The organism is Streptomyces sp. NPDC002265 (genome assembly GCF_040296125.1).
Taxonomy (GTDB): domain Bacteria; phylum Actinomycetota; class Actinomycetes; order Streptomycetales; family Streptomycetaceae; genus Streptomyces.
The window spans coordinates 1-19,742 of the sequence record NZ_JBEOWS010000007.1 but is presented as its reverse complement, the minus strand read 5'-3'; the positions used below and the strand labels follow the sequence as shown (position 1 = coordinate 19,742).

The following is a 19,742-nucleotide window of genomic DNA, read 5'->3' as shown; positions in this document are numbered from 1 at the left end:
CGGGCTTTTCAGTTCTTGTACGACTTGTACGGCTGTTCCCGGTCAAAGATCCACACAACGTACTCCGGGAGCAGATCGTGACAGCCCTCGCCCGCTGGTGTGTCCGACGCCGACTCCTCGTCCTCGTCCTGTGGCTCCTCGCGTTCTGCGGGATGACGGCGGCCGCGGCCGCGGCCGGGTCCACGTACTCCAACAACTACGAGGTCCCCGGCACCGAGTCCGGCCGCGCCACCCAGCTCCTCAAGGACGGCTTCTCCGGCCTCGGCGGCGACAGCGACACGGTCGTCTGGCACACCGCCTCCGGCTCCGTTCGGGCCGCCGACGTCGAGCAGACGATGAACAGCACCCTGGAACGGATCGGCGAGCTGCCGGGGGTGGCCTCCGTGGCCGGTCCCTACGGCGACCAGGGCGCGAGCCGGATCAGCGCCGACGGGCGTACGGCGTACGCCACCGTCACCTTCGACAAGCCGGTCGAGCAGCTCACCAAGGCCGACGTGCAGCCCGTCGTCGACACCGCCGAGGCGGCCGACGGCCCCGGCCTCCAGGTGGAGCTGGGCGGCAGCGCCATCGCGCTGACCGAGCCGACGAACGGACACCTTTCCGAGATCGTCGGCGTGGTCGTTGCCGCGGTCGTGCTCTTCCTCGCCTTCGGCTCGCTTGCCGCCTCCCTGCTGCCGATCGCCACCGCCCTGGTCGGCGTGGGCACCGCGTACGCCGGGATCGGCCTGCTCGGGCACGCCATGACCGTCGCCGACTTCGCCCCCATGCTCGGCATGCTGGTCGGGCTGGGCGTGGGTATCGACTACGCCCTGTTCATCGTCACCCGGCACCGGCGTGGCCTGAAGCGCGGCCTGTCCGTCGACGAGGCCGCCACCACGGCCGTCGCAACCACCGGACGTGCCGTCGTCTTCGCAGGCGCCACCGTCTGCATCGCCCTGCTGGGGATGCTGATCCTGCGCCTCAGCTTCCTCAACGGCGTCGCGATCGCCGCATCGCTCACGGTCGTCCTCACGGTCGCGGCCTCCGTGACCCTGCTGCCCGCCCTGCTGTCCTTCATCGGCCCGCGCGCCCTGAGCCGCCGCGAGCGCCGCCGGCTCCTCGAACACGGGCCCGAGCCGGAGCTGCCGACCGGGTTCGCCGCCCGCTGGTCGGCGTTCGTCGAACGGCACCCCAAGCTGCTGGGCGTCGTGGCAGTCGCGGCCGTCGCCGTGCTCGCCCTGCCCACGTTCTCCCTGCACCTGGGCACCTCCGACCAGGGCAACGACCCGAAGTCCACCTCCACCCGCCAGGCCTACGACCTGCTCGCGGACGGCTTCGGCCCCGGCGTCAACGGTCCCCTCACCCTGGTCACGTCGGTCGGCGGGGCCGAGGACAGGCTCGCCCTCGACAACCTCGACGCCACGCTGCGCACCACCGAGGGTGTCGCCGCGGTGACCCCCGTGACCTACGACGCGCAGGGCCGGACCGCGTATCTCAACGTCGTCCCCGACTCCGCGCCGCAGTCCCGCAGCACCAGCGACCTTGTCGACCGGCTGCGCACCGAGGTGCTGCCGCGTGCCGAGAAGGGCACCACCCTGGACGTGAACGTCGGCGGGGTGACAGCGGCGTACGACGACTTCGCGGGCGTGATCGTCGGCAAGCTGCCGCTGTTCGTCGGGGTCGTCATCGGGCTCGGCTGCGTCCTGCTGCTGCTCGCCTTCCGCTCGATCGGCATCCCGCTCAAGGCCGCCGCGATGAACGTGGCCGCCGTCGCCGCAGCCTTCGGTGTCGTCGTCGCGGTCTTCCAGTGGGGCTGGGGCAGCGAAATGCTCGGCCTGGGCCGCGCCGGTCCGATCGAGCCCTTCCTGCCCGTGATCATGGTGTCGGTGCTCTTCGGCCTCTCGATGGACTACCAGGTCTTCCTGGTCAGCCGGATGTACGAGGAGTGGCTGGAGACCGGCGACAACCGCCGCGCCGTCCGGGTCGGCCTCGCCGAGACCAGCCGGGTGATCAACTCCGCCGCGGTCATCATGATCTCGGTCTTCCTCGCCTTCGTGCTCAGCGGCGACCGGGTGATCGCGATGTTCGGCATCGCCCTCGCCGCCGCCGTCGCCATCGACGCCTTCGTCCTGCGCACCCTGCTCGTGCCCGCCCTGATGCACATGCTCGGCAGCGCCAACTGGTGGCTGCCCGGCTGGCTGGACCGCAGGCTGCCGCGCATCAGCATCGAACCGCCCGAGTGCCGCGCCGCGCACGAGAAGCTCGCCGGCATCCCGGACGTACCGGAGAGCGTCGCAGTGGAGACGGACGCAGTGCAGACGGACGTAGCAGTGAAGTAGCGGCAGCGCGCGCGTACCGCTCACAACGATCGTTAAGAGAGCTCTCAGACTCCGTCCGTACGGTGCGGGCCATGGGAACGAAGACACTTGACGAGACCGGTGCCGAGACGGGCGCCGAGGCGACGAACGACGAGGAGAAGCAGGACGTCACCGCGACCGACGACACCGCGGCCGGGGTGACCGGCGTCGAGGCCGAGGACGCGCAGGACGCGGACGGCGCGGAGAACTCCGACGACGAGGACGACGAGGACGCCGAGGACGCCGAGGACGCCGAGGGCGTCGAGGGCGTCGAGGTGTCGCGGGAGGACGGGCCCTCCGGGGTCGGCCAGGGCGCGGCCGCCGTGGTCTCCGCGGCCCTCGGCCTGGTCTCGCTCACCGGCAGCTGGATCTCCACCGTGGCCGCCGCGCGCGAGACGCTCATCGGCCAGCTCAAGACCTCGTCGTCCGCGAGCGTCGCCACACAGGTCAAGGAGATCTACGGCGACGCCTGGCAGGCCACCGCCCTGTGGGGCGGCGTGTTCGCCCTGGCCGCCCTGATCGTCGGTGTCGTGGTGCTCGTCCGGCCCGCGTTCGGCGCCCCCGGCAGGCCGCAGGCGCCGTGGATCAAGTCGGTCGCCTGGGCCGGTATCGCACTGGGCGTGGTCGGCCTGCTGCTGGCCGTCCTCAAGTACACGGACATCCTGCTCGGCCTGCCCTCCGCGAGCTGACCCCCGGGGCCACCACTCCGCAGCCCCCAGGGGCCCCACGGCGTACGTACGTAAGTGCCTTACGCGCGCCGCGGGGCTCCTTACGCGCGTCTAAGGCCCCGCGGCCCCCGGAAGATGCGGAACTCTCCCGATGTGGCGGACCCCCCTGGCGGACGAAGGTGGAGTCATCGCAGCGAGCGACGACACGACACCGACTCTCACCGCACAGGGGACACACCATGTACGAGTACGAGATCCAGCAGATCCGTTCCGCCGAGCTGATCCGCCGCGCCGACGAGGAGCGGCTGGCCCGCGCGGCCGTCCGTGGCCGCCGCGCCGCCCGCCGGGAGGCCGCGCAACGGCTCCGGAGCGGCGAGTCGCATAGTTACCGCCTCCGGCGGCTGCGGCCGAACCGCGCCGCGTGAACGCGGTCGGGGCCCCGGCGGCCGGACGCCCCCGGCAGCCGGCCGGGGGCGGGGACGGGGCCCGGACGGAACGCACGGCCGAGCGGGCCGAGCGGGCCGGGACGGGAGCGGGCGGCGGGGCCGAGGGCGGGACCGCCCCGGCAACCCCGCCCTTCCTGCCGTCCGCCCCGGCAACCCCGCCCTTCCTGCCGTCTGCCCCGGCCCCGTCCTTCCCGTCGTCCGCCCCGGTCCGGACCGAGCTCTGTGCGATGCTCGGGCCCGTGCAGAACAGTTCCGTCAGTCCCGTGTTCGTCGGCCGTGCCGCGGAGCTCGGCACCCTGGACGACGCGCTGGCCCGTGCGGTCGAGGGCGAGCCGCAGGCACTGCTGATCGGCGGTGAGGCCGGGGTGGGCAAGACCCGGCTCGTCGAGGAGTTCGCGTCCGTCGCCCGCGGCCGGGGCGCCGTCGTCGCCGTCGGCGGCTGTGTGGAGATCGGCGCCGACGGACTGCCCTTCGCGCCGTTCTCCGCCGCCCTGCGCGCGCTGCGCCGGGAGCTGCCCGACGCGCTGGCCGCCGCGGCCGCCGGACGGCAGGAGGAGCTGGCCGGGCTCCTGCCGGAGCTGGGCGAGGGTGTCCTCGGCCGCTACGACGAGGAGGGCATGGCCCGCCTCTTCGAACTCACCGCCCGGCTGCTGGAGCGGCTGGCGGCCGACCGCACCGTGGTGCTGGCCCTGGAGGACCTGCACTGGGCCGACGCCTCGACCCGCCACCTTCTCGCCTACCTCTTCCGCACCCTGCGCACCGGCCGGCTCGTCGTCCTCGCCACCTACCGCGCCGACGACATCCACCGCCGGCATCCGCTGCGGCCCCTGCTCGCCGAGCTGGACCGGCAGCGCACGGTCCGCCGGATCGAGCTCGCCCGCTTCGACCGGGCGGAGGTGAGCCGCCAGATCGCCGGCATCCTCGCCGCCGAACCGGACCCCGCCCAGGTCGACCACATCTTCGAACGCTCCGACGGCAACGCCTTCTTCGTCGAGGAACTCGCCGTGGCCGTCGGCGCGGGCTGCTCCACGGGACTCACCGACTCGCTGCGCGACCTGCTCCTGGTGCGGGTCGAGAGCCTGCCCGAGTGCGCCCAGAACGTCGCGCGGATCGTCGCCGAGGGCGGTTCCACCGTCGAGTACCGGCTGCTCGCCGCCGTCGCCGGGCTCGGCGAGGACGACCTCATCGAGGCGCTGCGCGACGCAGTGAACGCCCACATCCTGCTGGTGGCCCCGTCCGGCGACGGTTACCGCTTCCGGCACTCCCTGGTCCGCGAGGCGGTCGGCGACGACCTGCTGCCCGGTGAGCGCTCCCGCCTCAACCGCCGCTACGCCGAGGCCCTGGAAGCCGATCCCACGCTCGTCCCGGTCGACGAAGGTGTCATGCGCCTGGCGAGCTACTGGTATCACGCCCATGACCCGGCCAAGGCCCTGCCCGCCGTTCTCGAAGCCGCCGCCACGGCCCGCTGCCGGCATGCCTACAGCGAGCAACTGCGGCTGCTGGAGCGCGCCATGGAGCTGTGGGACGCCGCCCCCGAGGCGGTACGGTCCCGGCTCCGTCCGCTCGATTACGTACAGGCCTACCCGGCCGACGGCCGCGACGGCACCGATGACGTCGACAGCCGTGGGGACGGTGACGGCCGCGGTCCATCCGCCCTGTGCTTCCTCGACCTGCTGGCCGAGGCCGCCGTCGCGGGCCGGATCTGCGGCGAGCGCGAACGCGCCCTGAAGATCACCAAGCGGGCGCTGCGCCTGCTGGACGAGGAGCAGGACCCCCTGCGCGCCGCCTGGTTCTGGGTCCAGCGCTCCCGGCTGATGCAGGCCCAGGCCCGCGGGGACGGCTGGGCGGAACTGGCCGCCGCCCAGGAGCTGGTACGCGGTCTGCCCCCGTCGCGGGTGCACGCCGAGGTGCTGGGCGCCGTGGCCTCCTGGCTGATGGCGCACACGCCTGGCCCCGAGGCCCTCTCGGCCGCCGAACGGGCCGTGGAGTACGCCCGGATGGTCGGCGCCGACGAGATCGAGCTGAACGACCGCCTCACCCTCGGCGCCCTCATGGTCGACGCCGGGGACATCGAGGCCGGGCTCGCCCAGATGAGCGACGTCAAGGAGCGCGCGCTCCGGCTCGGCATCGCCTATGTCGCCGGGCGCGCCTATGTGAACCTGCCCGCGGAGCTGGAGGCCGTCGGCCGGTCCCGGGAAGCCGTCCCGCTTCTGGAGGAAGGGTCCGTCTACACGCGGAAGTTCGGCCTCGTGGACGCCGAGAGCTGGGTGTGGTGCAACCTGGCCGAGTCACTCCATTCGCTGGGCCGCTGGGACGCCGCCGCCGACGCGGCGCGCCAGGCCCTGCGGCTCGGCCGCAACGCGGGACCGCTGGGGGACGCCCCGCTCTGCCTGGCCCAGATCGCCCTGTCGCGGGGCGACCTGCCCGATGCGGGTCGTCAACTGGCTCTGGCGGCGGCGCACTTCGGTTCCCATGACGTCCTTCCGCAGCAGTCGATCCCGCTGGCGTGGGTCACCGTCGGCCTCGCCGCAGCCGAGGGCCGCATCCTCGACGCGCGCGCCGTCCTCGACCCCGTCCTCGATGCCGGCTTCCCGCCCGGCACCCAGCGCTACGCCTGGCCCCTGCTCCTGACGGCCGCCGCCACCGAGGCGGACGCCCGCGCCCTGCCCGTCGCGCAGCCGGGCCGCCGACGGACCCTGGAGCGCATCCTGGAGTCCGCAAAGGCCCTCACCACGGCCGCGCCCGTGTGGCTCGCCCACGAGCGGTGGGTCCGTGCCGAGGTGCACCTGGCCGAGGGGCGGGCCACTGCCGGGACCTGGTCGGAGGCGGTCACCGCCTTCGAGGAGCTCGAACGGCCCTACGATCTCGCCCGCATCCGGTACCGGCTCGCCGAGGCGCTGCTCGCCACCGGTGCCGAGCGCCCGGGCGGCACCCCGGCCGGCGACGGCGACGCACGGGCCCGCGCCGCCGAGCTGCTCCGCCTCGCCCACGCCGTCGCCGAGGAGCTCGGCGCCCGCCCGCTGGCCGGCGCCGTCACCCGGCTGGCCCGGGGCGCGCGTCTGTTCCCGGGCCGCGCCCCGGAGCGGCCGGCCGACCCGGCCGAGGCCCTCGGCCTGACCTGCCGGGAGCGTGACGTGCTGCGTCTGGTCTCCGCCGGGCGCACCAATCGGCAGATAGCCGAGGAGCTCTTCATCTCCCCGAAGACGGCCAGCGTCCACGTCTCCAACATCCTGGGCAAGCTCGGGGTCTCGGGCCGGGGGGAGGCGGCGGCGCTGGCGCACCGGGCCGGGCTGTTCCCGGCCGGCCCGCCGCCCTCGGGTCCGCTGCCCTCCGGCCCGCGGACCTGAGCCGTAGGGTGGAGGAAACCGCCAGGAGGAGGACCTGTGTTCGATGCCTTCGCGGAACTCTTCGCACCGGGCCGCAAGCACACCCGTGACGAACAGAACCGGCTGGAGCTGACCCGTGAGGACACCGGGGACAGCGATCCCGGACGTGGGCCGATAGACCTCACGTCGGGGAAGGTCGTCGTACGCCTGCCCCCGCCGGAGGCGGACCCGGGCGTGCCGGACGCGGAATCGGGCGCGCCGGACCTGGAACCGGACGCGTCGGACGCGGACCCGGACGTGCCGGGCGCGGACCCGCAGCCGGACGCGCCGGGCCCCGGCGGCGGATGAGCGACCCGGGAGCGGACCGGCCGGGGCGTGCGGCGAGCCGGGGACGGGCGCAGGCGGGACACGGACCGGCCGGGGCGGGCGGGCGGTTCAGCTCACCTCCAGCTCCAGGATCCGGTCGTCCCCCGGCTTCGGGTCCCCCCGGCCGTCCGTGTTGCTGGTGACCAGCCACAGCTTGTCGCCGCCCGCCGGCACCACCGTGCGCAGCCGCCCGTACGTGCCGGTGAGGAAGGCCTGCGGAGCCGCCGAGGCCTCCGTCCCCCGCAGCGGGACGCGCCACAGGCGCCGGCCCTTCAGGCCCGCCATCCAGACGGAGCCCTGCGCGTAGGCGGCACCGCTGGGGGAGGCGTCGTCCGTGTGCCACTGGGCCACCGGGTTGCGGTACTTCGGATCGGACGACCTGCCCTCGGCGTCCGGCCAGCCGTAGTCGCCGCCCGGCACGATCGCGTTCAGCTCGTCCCAGGTGTCCTGGCCGAACTCCGAGGCGAACAGCCGCTGTTTCGCGTCCCAGGCCAGCCCCTGGACGTTGCGGTGCCCGTACGAGTACACGGGGGAGTCCGGGAACGGGTTGCCCGGGGCGGGTTCGCCCTCCGGGGTCAGCCGCAGGATCTTGCCGCCCAGGGACTTCCTGTCCTGCGACAGGCCCCGGTCGCCGGTCTCGCCCGTACCGGCGTAGAGCATCCGGTCGGGGCCGAAGGCGATCCGGCCGCCGTTGTGGATCATCCCCTTGGGGATGCCCTTGAAGACCGTGTCGGGCGCGCCCAGCTGCTCGCCCGCCGGTTTCGCGGGGTCGTAGAGCATCCGGACGATGCGGTTGTCCGAGGCGGAGGTGAAGTACGCGTAGAGCATGTGGTCCGAGGCGAAGTCCGGGGACAGTGCGATGCCCAGCAGGCCGCCCTCGCCGGCCGGGGACACCCCCGGCACCTCGCCCAGCTCCGTCTTCCTGCCGGTCTTCTCGTCGACGAGGGTGATCGTCCCCTCGTCCCGGGAGGAGACGAGCAGGCCGCCGCCGGGGACCGGGGCCAGCCCCCAGGGGGTCTTGAGCCCCTCGGCGACCGTGCGCAGCACCTTCACCGAGCCCTTCGCGGGCGGGGCCGACTCGGCCGCCGGACCGGTGGCGGAGGCCGTCGCGCCCGTACGGGCCGACGCGGTGCCCGAGGGGTCCCGGCCGGATCCTCCGGCGTCGGAGGAGCAGCCGGCCGTCAACAGGAGGGTGCCCGCGGCCAGTACGGACGTCACAGCTCGACGTTGCACGATCATGGTCCCTTCGACGCGGAGGGTTCTCCTTGTCTACGCCGCTCCCGCCCGAAGGGTTCCCGGACGGGGACCCCGATGCCCGAACGGGCTTGGGGAAACGTTTGTGCGAACGGGTCCGTGCGAGCCCCGCGGGCTTCCCGGCTCAGTCCCAGGACCCCATCGCCCCCGGCAGCGCGGCCACTTCCGCCAGATCGTCCGCGGTCAGCCGCAGCGCGGCCGCCGCCGCGTTCTCCGTCACCCACCGCTCCCGCTTCGCGCCCGGCACGGGCAGCACGTGCCGCCCCTGGGCCAGCACCCAGGCCAGGGCCACCTGGGCCGCCGTGACCTGCTCACCGTGCCGCCGGGCCACCCGGCGCAGACCGGCGACGATCGGCTGGTTCGCGGCCATCATCTCGGCGGTGAAGCGGGGGTGGCGGGCGCGCATGTCGTCCGGCTCGAAGCCCTCGCCGGGGGTCAGCGTGCCGGTCAGGAAGCCGTTGCCGAGCGGCATCGCCGCCAGGAAGCCGATCCCGCGCGCCGCGCACCACGGCACCAGCGCGTCCAGCGCCTCCGGCGACCACACGGACAGCTCGGCCTCCACCGCGCTCACCGGGAACACCTGCTGCACCCGCTGCAACTGACGGATCGTCGCGTCGTGCAGCCGCGCCCCGGTGCGGCGTCCGCCGCGCGCGCCCACCGCGCACAGCCCGAGTGCCCGCACCTTCCCGGCCCGGACGAGCTCCGCCATCGCGCCCCAGGTCTCCTCGACGGGGACCTCGGGGTCGGCCCGGTGAAGCTGGTAGAGGTCGATCACGTCCGTCTGGAGCCGGCGCAGCGAGGCGTCGCAGGCTCTTCTCACGTATCCGGGACGCCCGTTGGCCACGATGTGCTGCTCGCCGACCAGCAGGCCGACCTTGGTGGAGACGAACGCGTCCCCGCGCCGCTCCTTCAACACCCGCCCCACCAACAGCTCGTTGGTGAACGGGCCGTACATGTCGGCCGTGTCGAGGAGCGTCGAGCCCAGGTCCAGGGCCAGGTGCACCGCTCTCAGCGACTCGTCGCCACGTTGCCGCGACCCGCTGTAGGCCCAGCTCATCGGCATGCACCCGAGTCCGACGGCCCCCGTCGCGAGCGCCCCCGCACCGATCGTCCTGCGCTCCACGTGCTCGTGAACCTCCCTCGCCCGGACCCCAACCTAACCTCTGCCTCCGGTTGGCCTGACATAGCCTCCTGACCATGAGTGCTGACGTATGGCTTCCCATTCCGCCGGACGAGATCGAGGGCCTTCCGCAGGGGCCCGCCTACCTGTTCTGGAACGGCGAGGCGGACTTTCCCGCGGACCCGGCCGACTGCGCCTTCTACGTCGTGCCCTACATGAAACCCGCCGACGTCGGCCTGCGCCCCCTGCCGGCGATGAGCTCCGTGCAGGTGGTCCAGACGCTGTCCGCCGGCACCGACAATGTGGAACCCGGTCTCAAGTACCTTCGCCCCGGCGTGCAGTTGTGCAACGCGCGCGGAGTGCACGACGCGAGCACGGCCGAACTCGCGCTGGCGCTGATCCTCGCCTCGCTGCGGGGCATCCCCGACTTCGTGCGGGCCCAGGACCAGGGCCGGTGGGCCGGCGGTTTCCGGCCGGCGCTCGCCGACAAGAACGTCCTCGTCGTCGGGTACGGGGCCATCGGCGAGGCCATCGAGGACCGGCTCGTCCCGTTCGAGGTGGCGCGGGTGGCGCGAGTCGCGCGCTCTGAGCGCACCACGGCGCGCGGTCGGGTGCATCCGCTCACCGAACTGCCCGCCCTGCTCCCGGAGGCGGACGTCGTCGTCCTCTCCACGCCGCTCACGGAGAGCACCCGCGGCCTGGTCGACGAGGCCTTCCTGGCCCGGATGAAGGACGGCGCGCTGCTGGTCAACGTCGCCCGCGGGCCGGTCGTCGACACCGAGGCGCTGCTCAGGGAACTGAAGAGCGGCCGCATCACCGCCGCCCTGGACGTCGTGGACCCCGAGCCGCTGCCCCCCGGTCACCCGCTGTGGCACGCGCCGGGCGTGCTGATCAGCCCGCACGTCGGCGGTCCGACGTCCGCGTTCCTGCCCCGCGCCAAGCGGCTGCTGGTCGACCAGTTGGGGCGCTTCGTGAACCGGCAGCCACTGCGCCACGTGATCCGTACGACAGGCACGGCCGACATGTGATCCATGGCGAGCACCCTCCGCAGTCCTGCGGGCGCGGTGCGTGCCCGCCTGTCCTGCGTCGTCACGGAGCGTAGAGGAACTATGTCCCTGAGTGACGGGACTGGTGTATCGTCCCGACAGGGGCTGCGCCGCGCACCGTTCGGCGCCGGGGATGGATATTTCAGACTTGTGAGGGGGGCGACGGGCGATGCACGGCCTATGGACGAACGACCCGACGCGTCGGGACCGCCGACGGCGGCCCTGGCGCACGGCCGCGCGCAGACGACGCGGTCACCATGCCGATCACAGTGGTAACCACAGCCATCACCACCGCAGGCACAGCTGTCGCAGGAGAGCGCATCCAGCGCACCGGGACCCGCGGGACCCGGGAGCCGCGCGGAGCGGGAGGGACCGGTGAGTTCGCTCCGGCCTTCCATGTCCACCCTCGACGGGACGCTGCGCGCGCAGCCTGCCGTGCGGGCACCGCTGTTCGGCCCGTCGGCCCCCGGCGGCGGATCGAACCTGGTCCACCAACTCGCCCTGGCCCTGGTGTGCGCGGTCTACGCCGTCGGATCCGCGCTCGGCTGGGGCTCCGGCGAAGTCGCGCTGATCATGGGTGACTTCGGGCTGAGCGCCGCGGCGGGCAGCGCCGCCGTCTCGTGCTTCCTCTACGCGCGCACCCGGCGCGTCCGCTTCCGGTCCGCCTGGCTGCTGTTCGCCCTGTCCTCGGCGATGGCCGCCCTGGGCAACGGCGTCTGGGGGTGGTACGAGGTCGTCCTGGAGCGGCCCGTGCCCAGCCCCAGCTGTGCCGACCTGTTCTTCCTGTGCTTCGCCCCGCCCGCGATCGTGGGGCTGCTGGTGCTGGCCAAGCGGCCGGTGACCAAGGCCGGCTGGGTCTGCCTGGCCCTGGACGCATGGCTGATCGGCGGCTCGCTGGTCACCCTGTCCTGGAGCCTGGCGCTCGCCCAGGCGGCGAAGTTCGACGGGCCGAGCGTGGCGCACACCGCGCTGTCGCTGGCCTACCCGCTGCTCGACATCGCCCTGGTCAGCATGGTGCTCGCGCTGCACTTCCGGCGCTCGGCGGTCAACCGCACCGCGGTCAACACCGCGATCGGCGCGCTCGCCCTGACCGTGATGTGCGACGCCCTGTTCACCTCGCCGCTGCTGCACGACAACTACCGCTCCGGCCAGCTGCTCGACGCGGGCTGGTTCGCCGGTTCCCTGCTGCTCGCGTACGCCCCCTGGGCCGCGCCCCGGCCCAAGGAGCCGGCGGGCGGCGAAGGGCACACGCGCGTGGTGCGCGAGCACCTGCCCGGGCAGCGTCCCGGCGGTCACCCCGCCGGGCCGCCGCAGGAGACACCGCGCGGCACGACCCGGGGCACGCCGTCCGGCGCCTCCCGGGAGACACCCGAGGGAGCGCCCCCCGGAGCACCGCAGGGCGGTGATCACAGCCGGTATCCGGCCACCCGGCCCATCGCCGGCTCCCTGGCCGCCCTCACGCCCTACCTCGCCGCCGCCGTCTGCACCCTCGGCATCCTCTACAACGTCCTCGACGGACACAGCGTCGACCGCGTGGTGCTCTTCACCGGCGGCACGGTCGTCCTCGCCCTCGTGGTGCGCCAGGGCATCATGCTCCTCGACAACATCACCCTCACCCAGGAGCTGGCGCAGCAGGAGAACCACTTCCGCTCCCTGGTGCAGGGCTCCAGCGACGTCATCATGATCGCCGCACCCAACGGCATCCTCCGGTACGTCTCCCCGGCCGCCGCCGGGGTCTACGGACGGCCCGCGGAGGACCTGGTAGGCACCGAACTGGCCGGTCTCATCCATCCGGAGGACCTGGGCTGCGTGGTGCACGAGGTGCGCCGCTTCCTCGCCGCCAGCCCCCTGGAGGAGGCCACCACCCGTATCGAGTGCCGTTTCAGGTCGGGGGACGGCGGCTGGCTCAACGTCGAGTCCACCGTCAACCGCCATCACGGCGGTCTGATCTTCAACAGCCGGGACGTGACCGAGCGGGTGCGGCTGCAGGCACAGCTCCAGCACAACGCCGAGCACGACCCGCTCACCGACCTGCCCAACCGCGCACTGTTCACCCGGCGGGTGCAGCAGGCGCTGTCGGGCCGCCGCGCCGCCGACCGCACCGCCCTGCGCGGCACCGCCGTGCTCTTCATCGACCTCGACGGCTTCAAGGCCGTCAACGACACCATCGGGCACCAGGCAGGGGACGAACTGCTGGTCCAGGCCGCCCGCAGGCTCCAGGACGCCGTCCGGCACGGGGACACCGCCTCCCGGCTGGGCGGCGACGAGTTCGCGGCCCTGATCACCGGGGACGGAACCCGTGACCGTACCGCCCGGGAGCGTCACATCCTGGAGCTCGCCGACCGCCTCAGGGTCACGCTCTCGCAGCCGTACGTGATCGACGGCAACGAGGTCCGCGTCGCCGCGTCCATCGGCGTCGCCTTCGCCGAGTCCGGCCTCGGCGCGGGCGAGCTGCTGCGCAACGCCGACCTCGCCATGTACCGCGCCAAGGCGGCCGGCAAGGGCCGGGTCGAGCTGTACAAGCCGCAGATGCAGCAGGACGTCGTACGCAAGGCCGAACTGGCCACGCGACTGCGGGCCGCGCTGCACGACGGCGAGTTCGCGCTGCTGCACCAGCCCGTGGTCGGTCTGGAGGACGGCCGGATCACGTCGGTCACCGCCCAGGCCCGCTGGCGCTCCTCCCAGGGGGTGCTCTTCACGCCCGCCGAGTTCCTGCGGGTCGCGGAGGACAGCGACAAGACCGCCGAGCTGGGCCGCTGGGTCCTGGAGGAGGCCGTCGAACAGGCCGCCGAACGGATCGGGACCGGTCTGGGCGTGCCGGTGGTCGTGCGGGTCAGCGCCCGCCGGCTGCTCGACCGCTCGATGCCGCTCGGTTCCGTCGAGGCCCTGCTGACCCGGCACGGACTGCCGTCGGGGTCCCTGGTGATAGAGCTCGCCGACACCGAGCCCAGGGTGCCGCTGGACGAGCTGGAGCGCCGCCTGAGCGCCCTGCGGCGCCTGGGTGTCCGTATCGCCCTGGACGGCTTCGGAAGCGGTTACGCGGCCATCACGGCGCTTCGCAGACTCCCCGTCGACGTGCTGAAGCTCGACCGCTCGCTCGTCGAGGGGGTCGTGGAGTCGGCCCGGCTGCACAAGATCACCAGTGGGCTGCTGCGGATCGCGAGCGATCTGGGGCTCCAGTCCGTGGCCGACGGCGTGGACCTCCCGGAGCAGGTCGTCGCCCTGCGCGCGATGGGCTGCACCCATGGCCAGGGCATGGCGTTCTCCGGCCCGCTCGACGAGTACCGGCTGCGCCGGGCGCTCGCCTCCGGCCACTATCCGGTGCCCCACGGGCCGGCCGAGCCCGCGTTCGCGGGCGGCGGCGGTGCCGGGGTGTACCCGGGCGGGGTGGCCGCCGTCCTCGGGGGCGGTACCGCTCTCCGCTCACATAATGAGACTCCCGTCCCACCCACTTGACAGTGGATGTGCGCCGGGGGGAGGGTCGGTGCCATGCGCACCCGAATTCTCGTACTTGGACAGCGCGTCGGCTGAGCTGGGAACGACCGGAGAGGATCCGGAATCCCCAGCGACCTCACCGGCGCGCTCCCCTCGCTTGCCTTACGGCACGAGGGGTTTTTTGTTGCACAGAGCCTGGCGTGCAACAGCCGCACACCGCACGAACTTCGCAAAAACCCTCAGCATCGAGAAGAGAATGACGATGACCGAGCAGGCCACCGGGGCCCACCATCCGCAGCCGCGGCCCCGATCCGGAGGACAGTCCGCGTCCGTCGAGCACGTCACGGGCGCGAAGTCCCTCATCCGCTCTCTCGAGGAGGTCGGGGCCGACACGGTATTCGGCATTCCCGGCGGTGCGATCCTCCCCGCCTACGACCCGTTGATGGACTCGACCCGGGTGCGCCACGTCCTGGTCCGCCACGAGCAGGGCGCCGGCCACGCGGCCACCGGGTACGCGCAGGCCACCGGCCGGGTCGGTGTGTGCATGGCGACCTCGGGCCCGGGTGCGACCAACCTGGTCACGCCGATCGCGGACGCCCACATGGACTCCGTGCCGCTGGTCGCGATCACCGGCCAGGTCGCCTCGAAGGCGATCGGGACCGACGCGTTCCAGGAGGCGGACATCGTCGGCATCACGATGCCGATCACCAAGCACAACTTCCTGGTCACGAAGGCGGAGGACATCCCGCGGGTGATCGCGCAGGCGTTCCACATCGCCTCCACCGGCCGCCCCGGACCGGTCCTGGTCGACATCGCCAAGGACGCCCTCCAGGCCCAGACCACGTTCTCCTGGCCGCCGGTGATGGACCTGCCGGGCTACCGCCCGGTGACCAAGCCGCACGCCAAGCAGATCCGCGAGGCCGCCAAGCTGATCACCTCCGCGAAGCGGCCCGTCCTCTACGTCGGCGGCGGGGTGCTCAAGGCCCGCGCCACCGCCGAGCTGAGGGTCCTCGCCGAGCTCACCGGAGCGCCCGTCACCACCACCCTCATGGCGCTGGGCGCGTTCCCCGACAGCCACCCGCTGCACGTGGGGATGCCGGGCATGCACGGTTCGGTCACCGCCGTCACCGCGCTGCAGAAGGCCGACCTGATCGTCGCCCTCGGCGCCCGCTTCGACGACCGGGTCACCGGCAAGCTGGACAGCTTCGCCCCGCACGCCAAGATCGTCCACGCGGACATCGACCCCGCGGAGATCGGCAAGAACCGCGAGGCGGACGTGCCGATCGTGGGCGACGCCCGTGAGGTGATCGCGGACCTGGTCCAGGCGGTGCAGAAGGAGCACAGCGAGGGCCAGAAGGGCGACTACACCGCCTGGTGGAAGGACCTCGACCGCTGGCGGCAGACCTACCCGCTGGGTTACGAGCAGCCCGAGAACGGCTCGCTCTCCCCGCAGCAGGTCATCCAGCGCATCGGCCAGCTCGCCCCCGAGGGCACGGTCTTCGCGGCGGGCGTGGGCCAGCACCAGATGTGGTCTGCGCACTACATCCAGTACGAGAAGCCCGCGACCTGGCTGAACTCCGGCGGCGCCGGGACCATGGGGTACGCGGTCCCCGCCGCCATGGGCGCCAAGGCGGGCGTGCCGGACCGGACCGTCTGGGCGATCGACGGCGACGGCTGCTTCCAGATGACCAATCAGGAACTGACGACCTGCGCCCTGAACAACATCCCGATCAAGGTCGCGATCATCAACAACGGCGCCCTGGGCATGGTCCGCCAGTGGCAGACCCTGTTCTACAACCAGCGCTACTCCAACACCGTGCTGCACTCCGGCCCGGACGCGACGGGCACGGAGCCGAGCGCCGGCACCCGCATCCCGGACTTCGTGAAGCTGTCGGAGGCGATGGGCTGCTACGCGATCCGCTGCGAGTCGCCGGACGACCTCGACAAGGTCATCGCGGAGGCGAACTCCATCAACGACCGCCCGGTCGTCGTGGACTTCATCGTCCACGAGGACGCGATGGTGTGGCCGATGGTCGCCGCCGGCACGTCCAACGACGAGATCATGGCCGCCCGGGACGTCCGCCCCGACTTCGGCGACAACGAAGACGACTGAGCGAGAGAGACCACACCGCAATGTCCAAGCACACGCTCTCCGTCCTGGTCGAGAACACGCCCGGCATCCTCGCCCGGATCGCCGCCCTGTTCTCCCGCCGCGGCTTCAACATCGACTCGCTCGCGGTCGGGGTCACCGAGCACCCCGACATCTCCCGCATCACCATCGTGGTGCAGGTGGAGGACCTGCCGCTCGAGCAGGTCACCAAGCAGCTCAACAAGCTCGTCAACGTGCTCAAGATCGTCGAACTGGAGCCGGGTTCGGCCGTTCAGCGGGAACTCGTTCTGGTGAAGGTGCGCGCCGACAACGAGACGCGCTCCCAGATCGTCGAGATCGTCCAGCTGTTCCGCGCCAAGACCGTCGACGTCTCCCCGGAGGCCGTGACCATCGAGGCCACCGGCAGCGGCGACAAGCTGTCGGCCATGCTCAAGATGCTGGAGCCGTACGGCATCAAGGAGCTCGTCCAGTCCGGCACGATCGCCATCGGCCGCGGCGCCCGCTCGATCACGGACCGGTCGCTGCGCGCGCTGGACCGTTCTGCGTAAGTCTGGTCAGGGGCGGCCGGCCGTCGGCGGGCCGCCCGTATACCGAGACCCGAAACCTACCCTTCCCCTCATCGTCATACGGTGAGAGCAACACCTGCACACCAAGGAGAGAACCCAAAGTGGCCGAGCTGTTCTACGACGCCGACGCCGACCTGTCCATCATCCAGGGCCGCAAGGTCGCGGTCATCGGCTACGGCAGCCAGGGCCACGCGCACGCCCTGTCGCTGCGTGACTCGGGTGTCGACGTGCGGGTGGGCCTGCACGAGGGCTCCAAGTCCAAGGCGAAGGCCGAGGAGCAGGGTCTGCGCGTGGTGACGCCCGCCGAGGCCGCGGCCGAGGCCGACGTCATCATGATCCTGGTGCCGGACCCGATCCAGGCCCAGGTCTACGAGGAGTCCATCGCCCCGAACCTGAACGACGGCGACGCCCTGTTCTTCGGCCACGGCCTGAACATCCGCTACGGCTTCATCAAGCCCCCGGCCGGCGTGGACGTCTGCATGGTCGCCCCGAAGGGCCCGGGCCACCTGGTGCGCCGTCAGTACGAGGAGGGCCGCGGCGTTCCGTGCATCGCCGCCGTCGAGCAGGACGCCACCGGTAACGCCTTCGCGCTGGCGCTGTCGTACGCCAAGGGCATCGGCGGCACGCGGGCCGGCGTCATCAAGACGACCTTCACCGAGGAGACCGAGACCGACCTGTTCGGTGAGCAGGCCGTCCTCTGCGGTGGTACGGCCGCGCTGGTCAAGGCGGGCTTCGAGACGCTGACCGAGGCCGGCTACCAGCCGGAGATCGCGTACTTCGAGTGCCTGCACGAGCTGAAGCTGATCGTCGACCTCATGTACGAGGGCGGCCTGGAGAAGATGCGCTGGTCGATCTCCGAGACCGCCGAGTGGGGCGACTACGTCACCGGCCCGCGCATCATCACCGACGCCACCAAGGCCGAGATGAAGAAGGTCCTCGCCGAGATCCAGGACGGCACGTTCGCCAAGAACTGGATGGACGAGTACCACGGCGGTCTGAAGAAGTACAACGAGTACAAGCAGCAGGACTCCGAGCACCTGCTGGAGACCACCGGCAAGCAGCTGCGCAAGCTGATGAGCTGGGTCGACGAGGAGGCGTAAGCCTTGTGACCGAAGGGCCGGGGCGGCGCGCTCCGGCCCTTCGGCAGACCCTGGGTAACACCGGGAACCAGTGTGTTGTCCAACCCGTCCAGCCACGGACGGGTGATCCTTACGCGGAGGCGCAAGACAGCCTCTGCCGCGCTACTACACTGCTCCACTACATACGCGTCAGGCCCACAGCGTCGTGCGTCTTCCACGCGGCTAGCCCCCTCCTCCGCCTGCGGCCGTCGGGACGGCCGTCCGCACGCGCCCCCATGGCCTGGCGGGCATGGGAGGTGCCCCAGACTTGTGAGGACTCACGTGAGCTCGAAACCTGTCGTACTGATCGCTGAAGAGCTGTCGCCCGCGACCGTGGAGGCGCTGGGCCCGGACTTCGAGATCCGGCACTGCAACGGAGCCGACCGAGCCGAACTGCTCCCGGCTATTGCCGACGTCGACGCGATCCTGATCCGCTCGGCCACCAAGGTCGACGCCGAGGCGGTCGCCGCCGCCAAGAAGCTGAAGGTCGTCGCGCGAGCCGGCGTCGGCCTGGACAACGTGGACGTCTCCTCGGCCACCAAGGCCGGCGTGATGGTCGTCAACGCCCCCACCTCGAACATCGTGACCGCCGCCGAGCTCGCCTGCGGTCTGCTGCTGGCCACCGCGCGCCACATCCCGCAGGCCAACACCGCCCTGAAGAACGGCGAGTGGAAGCGCAGCAAGTACACCGGTGTCGAGCTGGCCGAGAAGACCCTCGGCGTGGTCGGTCTGGGCCGCATCGGCGCCCTCGTCGCGCAGCGCATGTCCGCGTTCGGCATGAAGGTCGTCGCCTACGACCCCTACGTGCAGCCCGCGCGCGCCGCCCAGATGGGCGTCAAGGTGCTGTCGCTGGACGAGCTGCTGGAGGTCTCCGACTTCATCACCGTCCACCTGCCCAAGACCCCCGAGACGGTCGGTCTGATCGGCGACGAGGCGCTGCGCAAGGTCAAGCCGAGCGTGCGCATCGTCAACGCCGCGCGCGGCGGCATCGTCGACGAGGAGGCGCTGTACTCCGCCCTCAAGGAGGGCCGGGTCGCCGGTGCCGGTCTCGACGTGTACACCAAGGAGCCCTGCACGGACTCCCCGCTGTTCGAGTTCGACCAGGTCGTGGCCACCCCGCACCTCGGCGCGTCGACCGACGAGGCGCAGGAGAAGGCGGGCATCGCGGTCGCCCGGTCCGTACGCCTCGCCCTCGCCGGCGAGCTCGTGCCGGACGCGGTCAACGTCCAGGGCGGTGTCATCGCCGAGGACGTCAAGCCGGGCCTGCCGCTCGCCGAGCGCCTCGGCCGGATCTTCACCGCGCTCGCCGGTGAGGTCGCGGTCCGCCTCGACGTCGAGGTGTACGGCGAGATCACCCAGCACGACGTGAAGGTGCTGGAGCTCTCGGCGCTCAAGGGCGTCTTCGAGGACGTCGTCGCCGAGACGGTCTCCTACGTCAACGCCCCGCTGTTCGCGCAGGAGCGTGGCGTCGAGGTGCGGCTGACCACCAGCTCCGAGTCGCCCGACCACCGCAACGTGGTCACCGTGCGCGGCACCCTCGGCAACGGCGAGGAGGTGTCCGTCTCCGGCACGCTGGCCGGCCCCAAGCACCTCCAGAAGGTCGTCGCCGTCGGTGACTACGACGTCGACCTCGCGCTCGCCGACCACATGGTGGTGCTGCGCTACGAGGACCGTCCGGGCGTCGTCGGCACGGTGGGCCGCATCCTGGGCGAGGCCGGTATCAACATCGGCGGTATGCAGGTCGCCCGTGCGGCGGTCGGTGGCGAGGCGCTGGCCGTGCTGACCGTGGACGACACGGTGCCGCCGGCGGTGCTGGCCGAGGTCTCGGCGGAGATCGGCGCGACGTCGGCCCGATCGGTCAACCTCGTCTGAGGTCGCCGTCATGTCCGGGGGCTGCCGCCCCCGGGCCCCCGCTTCGGCCCGAACGGCCTCGTCCTCGAACGCCGGACGG

General features: G+C 72.2%; 13 protein-coding genes. 11 read left to right on the top strand and 2 right to left on the bottom strand.

Features of this window, described 5'->3' with window-relative positions:
- Positions 1-77: 77 nt before the first annotated feature.
- From ABT085_RS02345 to ABT085_RS02325, 5 genes are all read left to right on the top strand, one after another.
- Positions 78-2,318 (top strand): MMPL family transporter, encoded by a 2,241-nt coding sequence (locus ABT085_RS02345; protein WP_351600678.1) that lies wholly within the window; start codon positions 78-80, stop codon positions 2,316-2,318.
- 62 nt (positions 2,319-2,380) lie between these two features.
- Positions 2,381-3,025, top strand: coding sequence for a hypothetical protein (locus tag ABT085_RS02340; RefSeq protein WP_502982596.1), 645 nt, complete (start codon positions 2,381-2,383; stop codon positions 3,023-3,025).
- A 218-nt stretch (positions 3,026-3,243) separates the two neighbouring features.
- Positions 3,244-3,429, top strand: a complete 186-nt coding sequence (locus tag ABT085_RS02335; protein WP_351600672.1) for a hypothetical protein — start codon at positions 3,244-3,246, stop codon at positions 3,427-3,429.
- A 248-nt stretch (positions 3,430-3,677) separates the two neighbouring features.
- On the top strand, positions 3,678-6,797 hold the full coding sequence (locus ABT085_RS02330) for a helix-turn-helix transcriptional regulator (RefSeq protein ID WP_351600833.1): 3,120 nt from the start codon (positions 3,678-3,680) through the stop codon (positions 6,795-6,797).
- Between the two features lie 36 nt (positions 6,798-6,833).
- Positions 6,834-7,124, top strand: coding sequence for a DUF6191 domain-containing protein (locus ABT085_RS02325; protein ID WP_351600669.1), 291 nt, complete (start codon positions 6,834-6,836; stop codon positions 7,122-7,124).
- Positions 7,125-7,211: 87 nt separating this feature from the next.
- On the opposite strand, the gene ABT085_RS02320 is transcribed toward ABT085_RS02325, so the two are convergent.
- Both ABT085_RS02320 and ABT085_RS02315 read right to left on the bottom strand, forming a co-directional pair.
- Positions 7,212-8,381, bottom strand: a complete 1,170-nt coding sequence (locus tag ABT085_RS02320) for a PQQ-dependent sugar dehydrogenase (RefSeq protein ID WP_351600666.1) — start codon at positions 8,379-8,381, stop codon at positions 7,212-7,214.
- A 139-nt stretch (positions 8,382-8,520) separates the two neighbouring features.
- On the bottom strand, positions 8,521-9,519 hold the full coding sequence (locus ABT085_RS02315; RefSeq protein ID WP_351600664.1) for an aldo/keto reductase: 999 nt from the start codon (positions 9,517-9,519) through the stop codon (positions 8,521-8,523).
- Positions 9,520-9,593: 74 nt separating this feature from the next.
- On the opposite strand from ABT085_RS02315, the gene ABT085_RS02310 reads away from it, so the two are divergent.
- From ABT085_RS02310 to serA, 6 genes are all read left to right on the top strand, one after another.
- Positions 9,594-10,544 carry a 2-hydroxyacid dehydrogenase gene (locus tag ABT085_RS02310; protein WP_351600662.1) on the top strand — a complete coding sequence of 317 codons (951 nt, stop codon included), beginning with the start codon at positions 9,594-9,596 and terminating at the stop codon, positions 10,542-10,544.
- Between the two features lie 414 nt (positions 10,545-10,958).
- Entirely contained in the window at positions 10,959-14,018 is a 3,060-nt protein-coding gene (locus ABT085_RS02305) for a putative bifunctional diguanylate cyclase/phosphodiesterase (RefSeq protein WP_351600659.1), read from the top strand.
- Positions 14,019-14,253: 235 nt separating this feature from the next.
- Positions 14,254-16,110, top strand: coding sequence for an acetolactate synthase large subunit (locus ABT085_RS02300; protein ID WP_351600656.1), 1,857 nt, complete (start codon positions 14,254-14,256; stop codon positions 16,108-16,110).
- A 20-nt stretch (positions 16,111-16,130) separates the two neighbouring features.
- The gene (ilvN, locus tag ABT085_RS02295; protein WP_152887256.1) at positions 16,131-16,655 is read left to right on the top strand and encodes an acetolactate synthase small subunit; all 525 of its coding nucleotides are present in this window, start codon (positions 16,131-16,133) and stop codon (positions 16,653-16,655) included.
- Positions 16,656-16,774: 119 nt separating this feature from the next.
- Entirely contained in the window at positions 16,775-17,773 is a 999-nt protein-coding gene (ilvC, locus tag ABT085_RS02290; RefSeq protein WP_351600653.1) for a ketol-acid reductoisomerase, read from the top strand.
- A gap of 300 nt (positions 17,774-18,073) precedes the next feature.
- A complete protein-coding gene (gene serA, locus ABT085_RS02285; RefSeq protein ID WP_351600650.1) occupies positions 18,074-19,663 on the top strand; it encodes a phosphoglycerate dehydrogenase in 1,590 nt (529 codons plus the stop codon).
- Positions 19,664-19,742 lie beyond the last annotated feature (79 nt).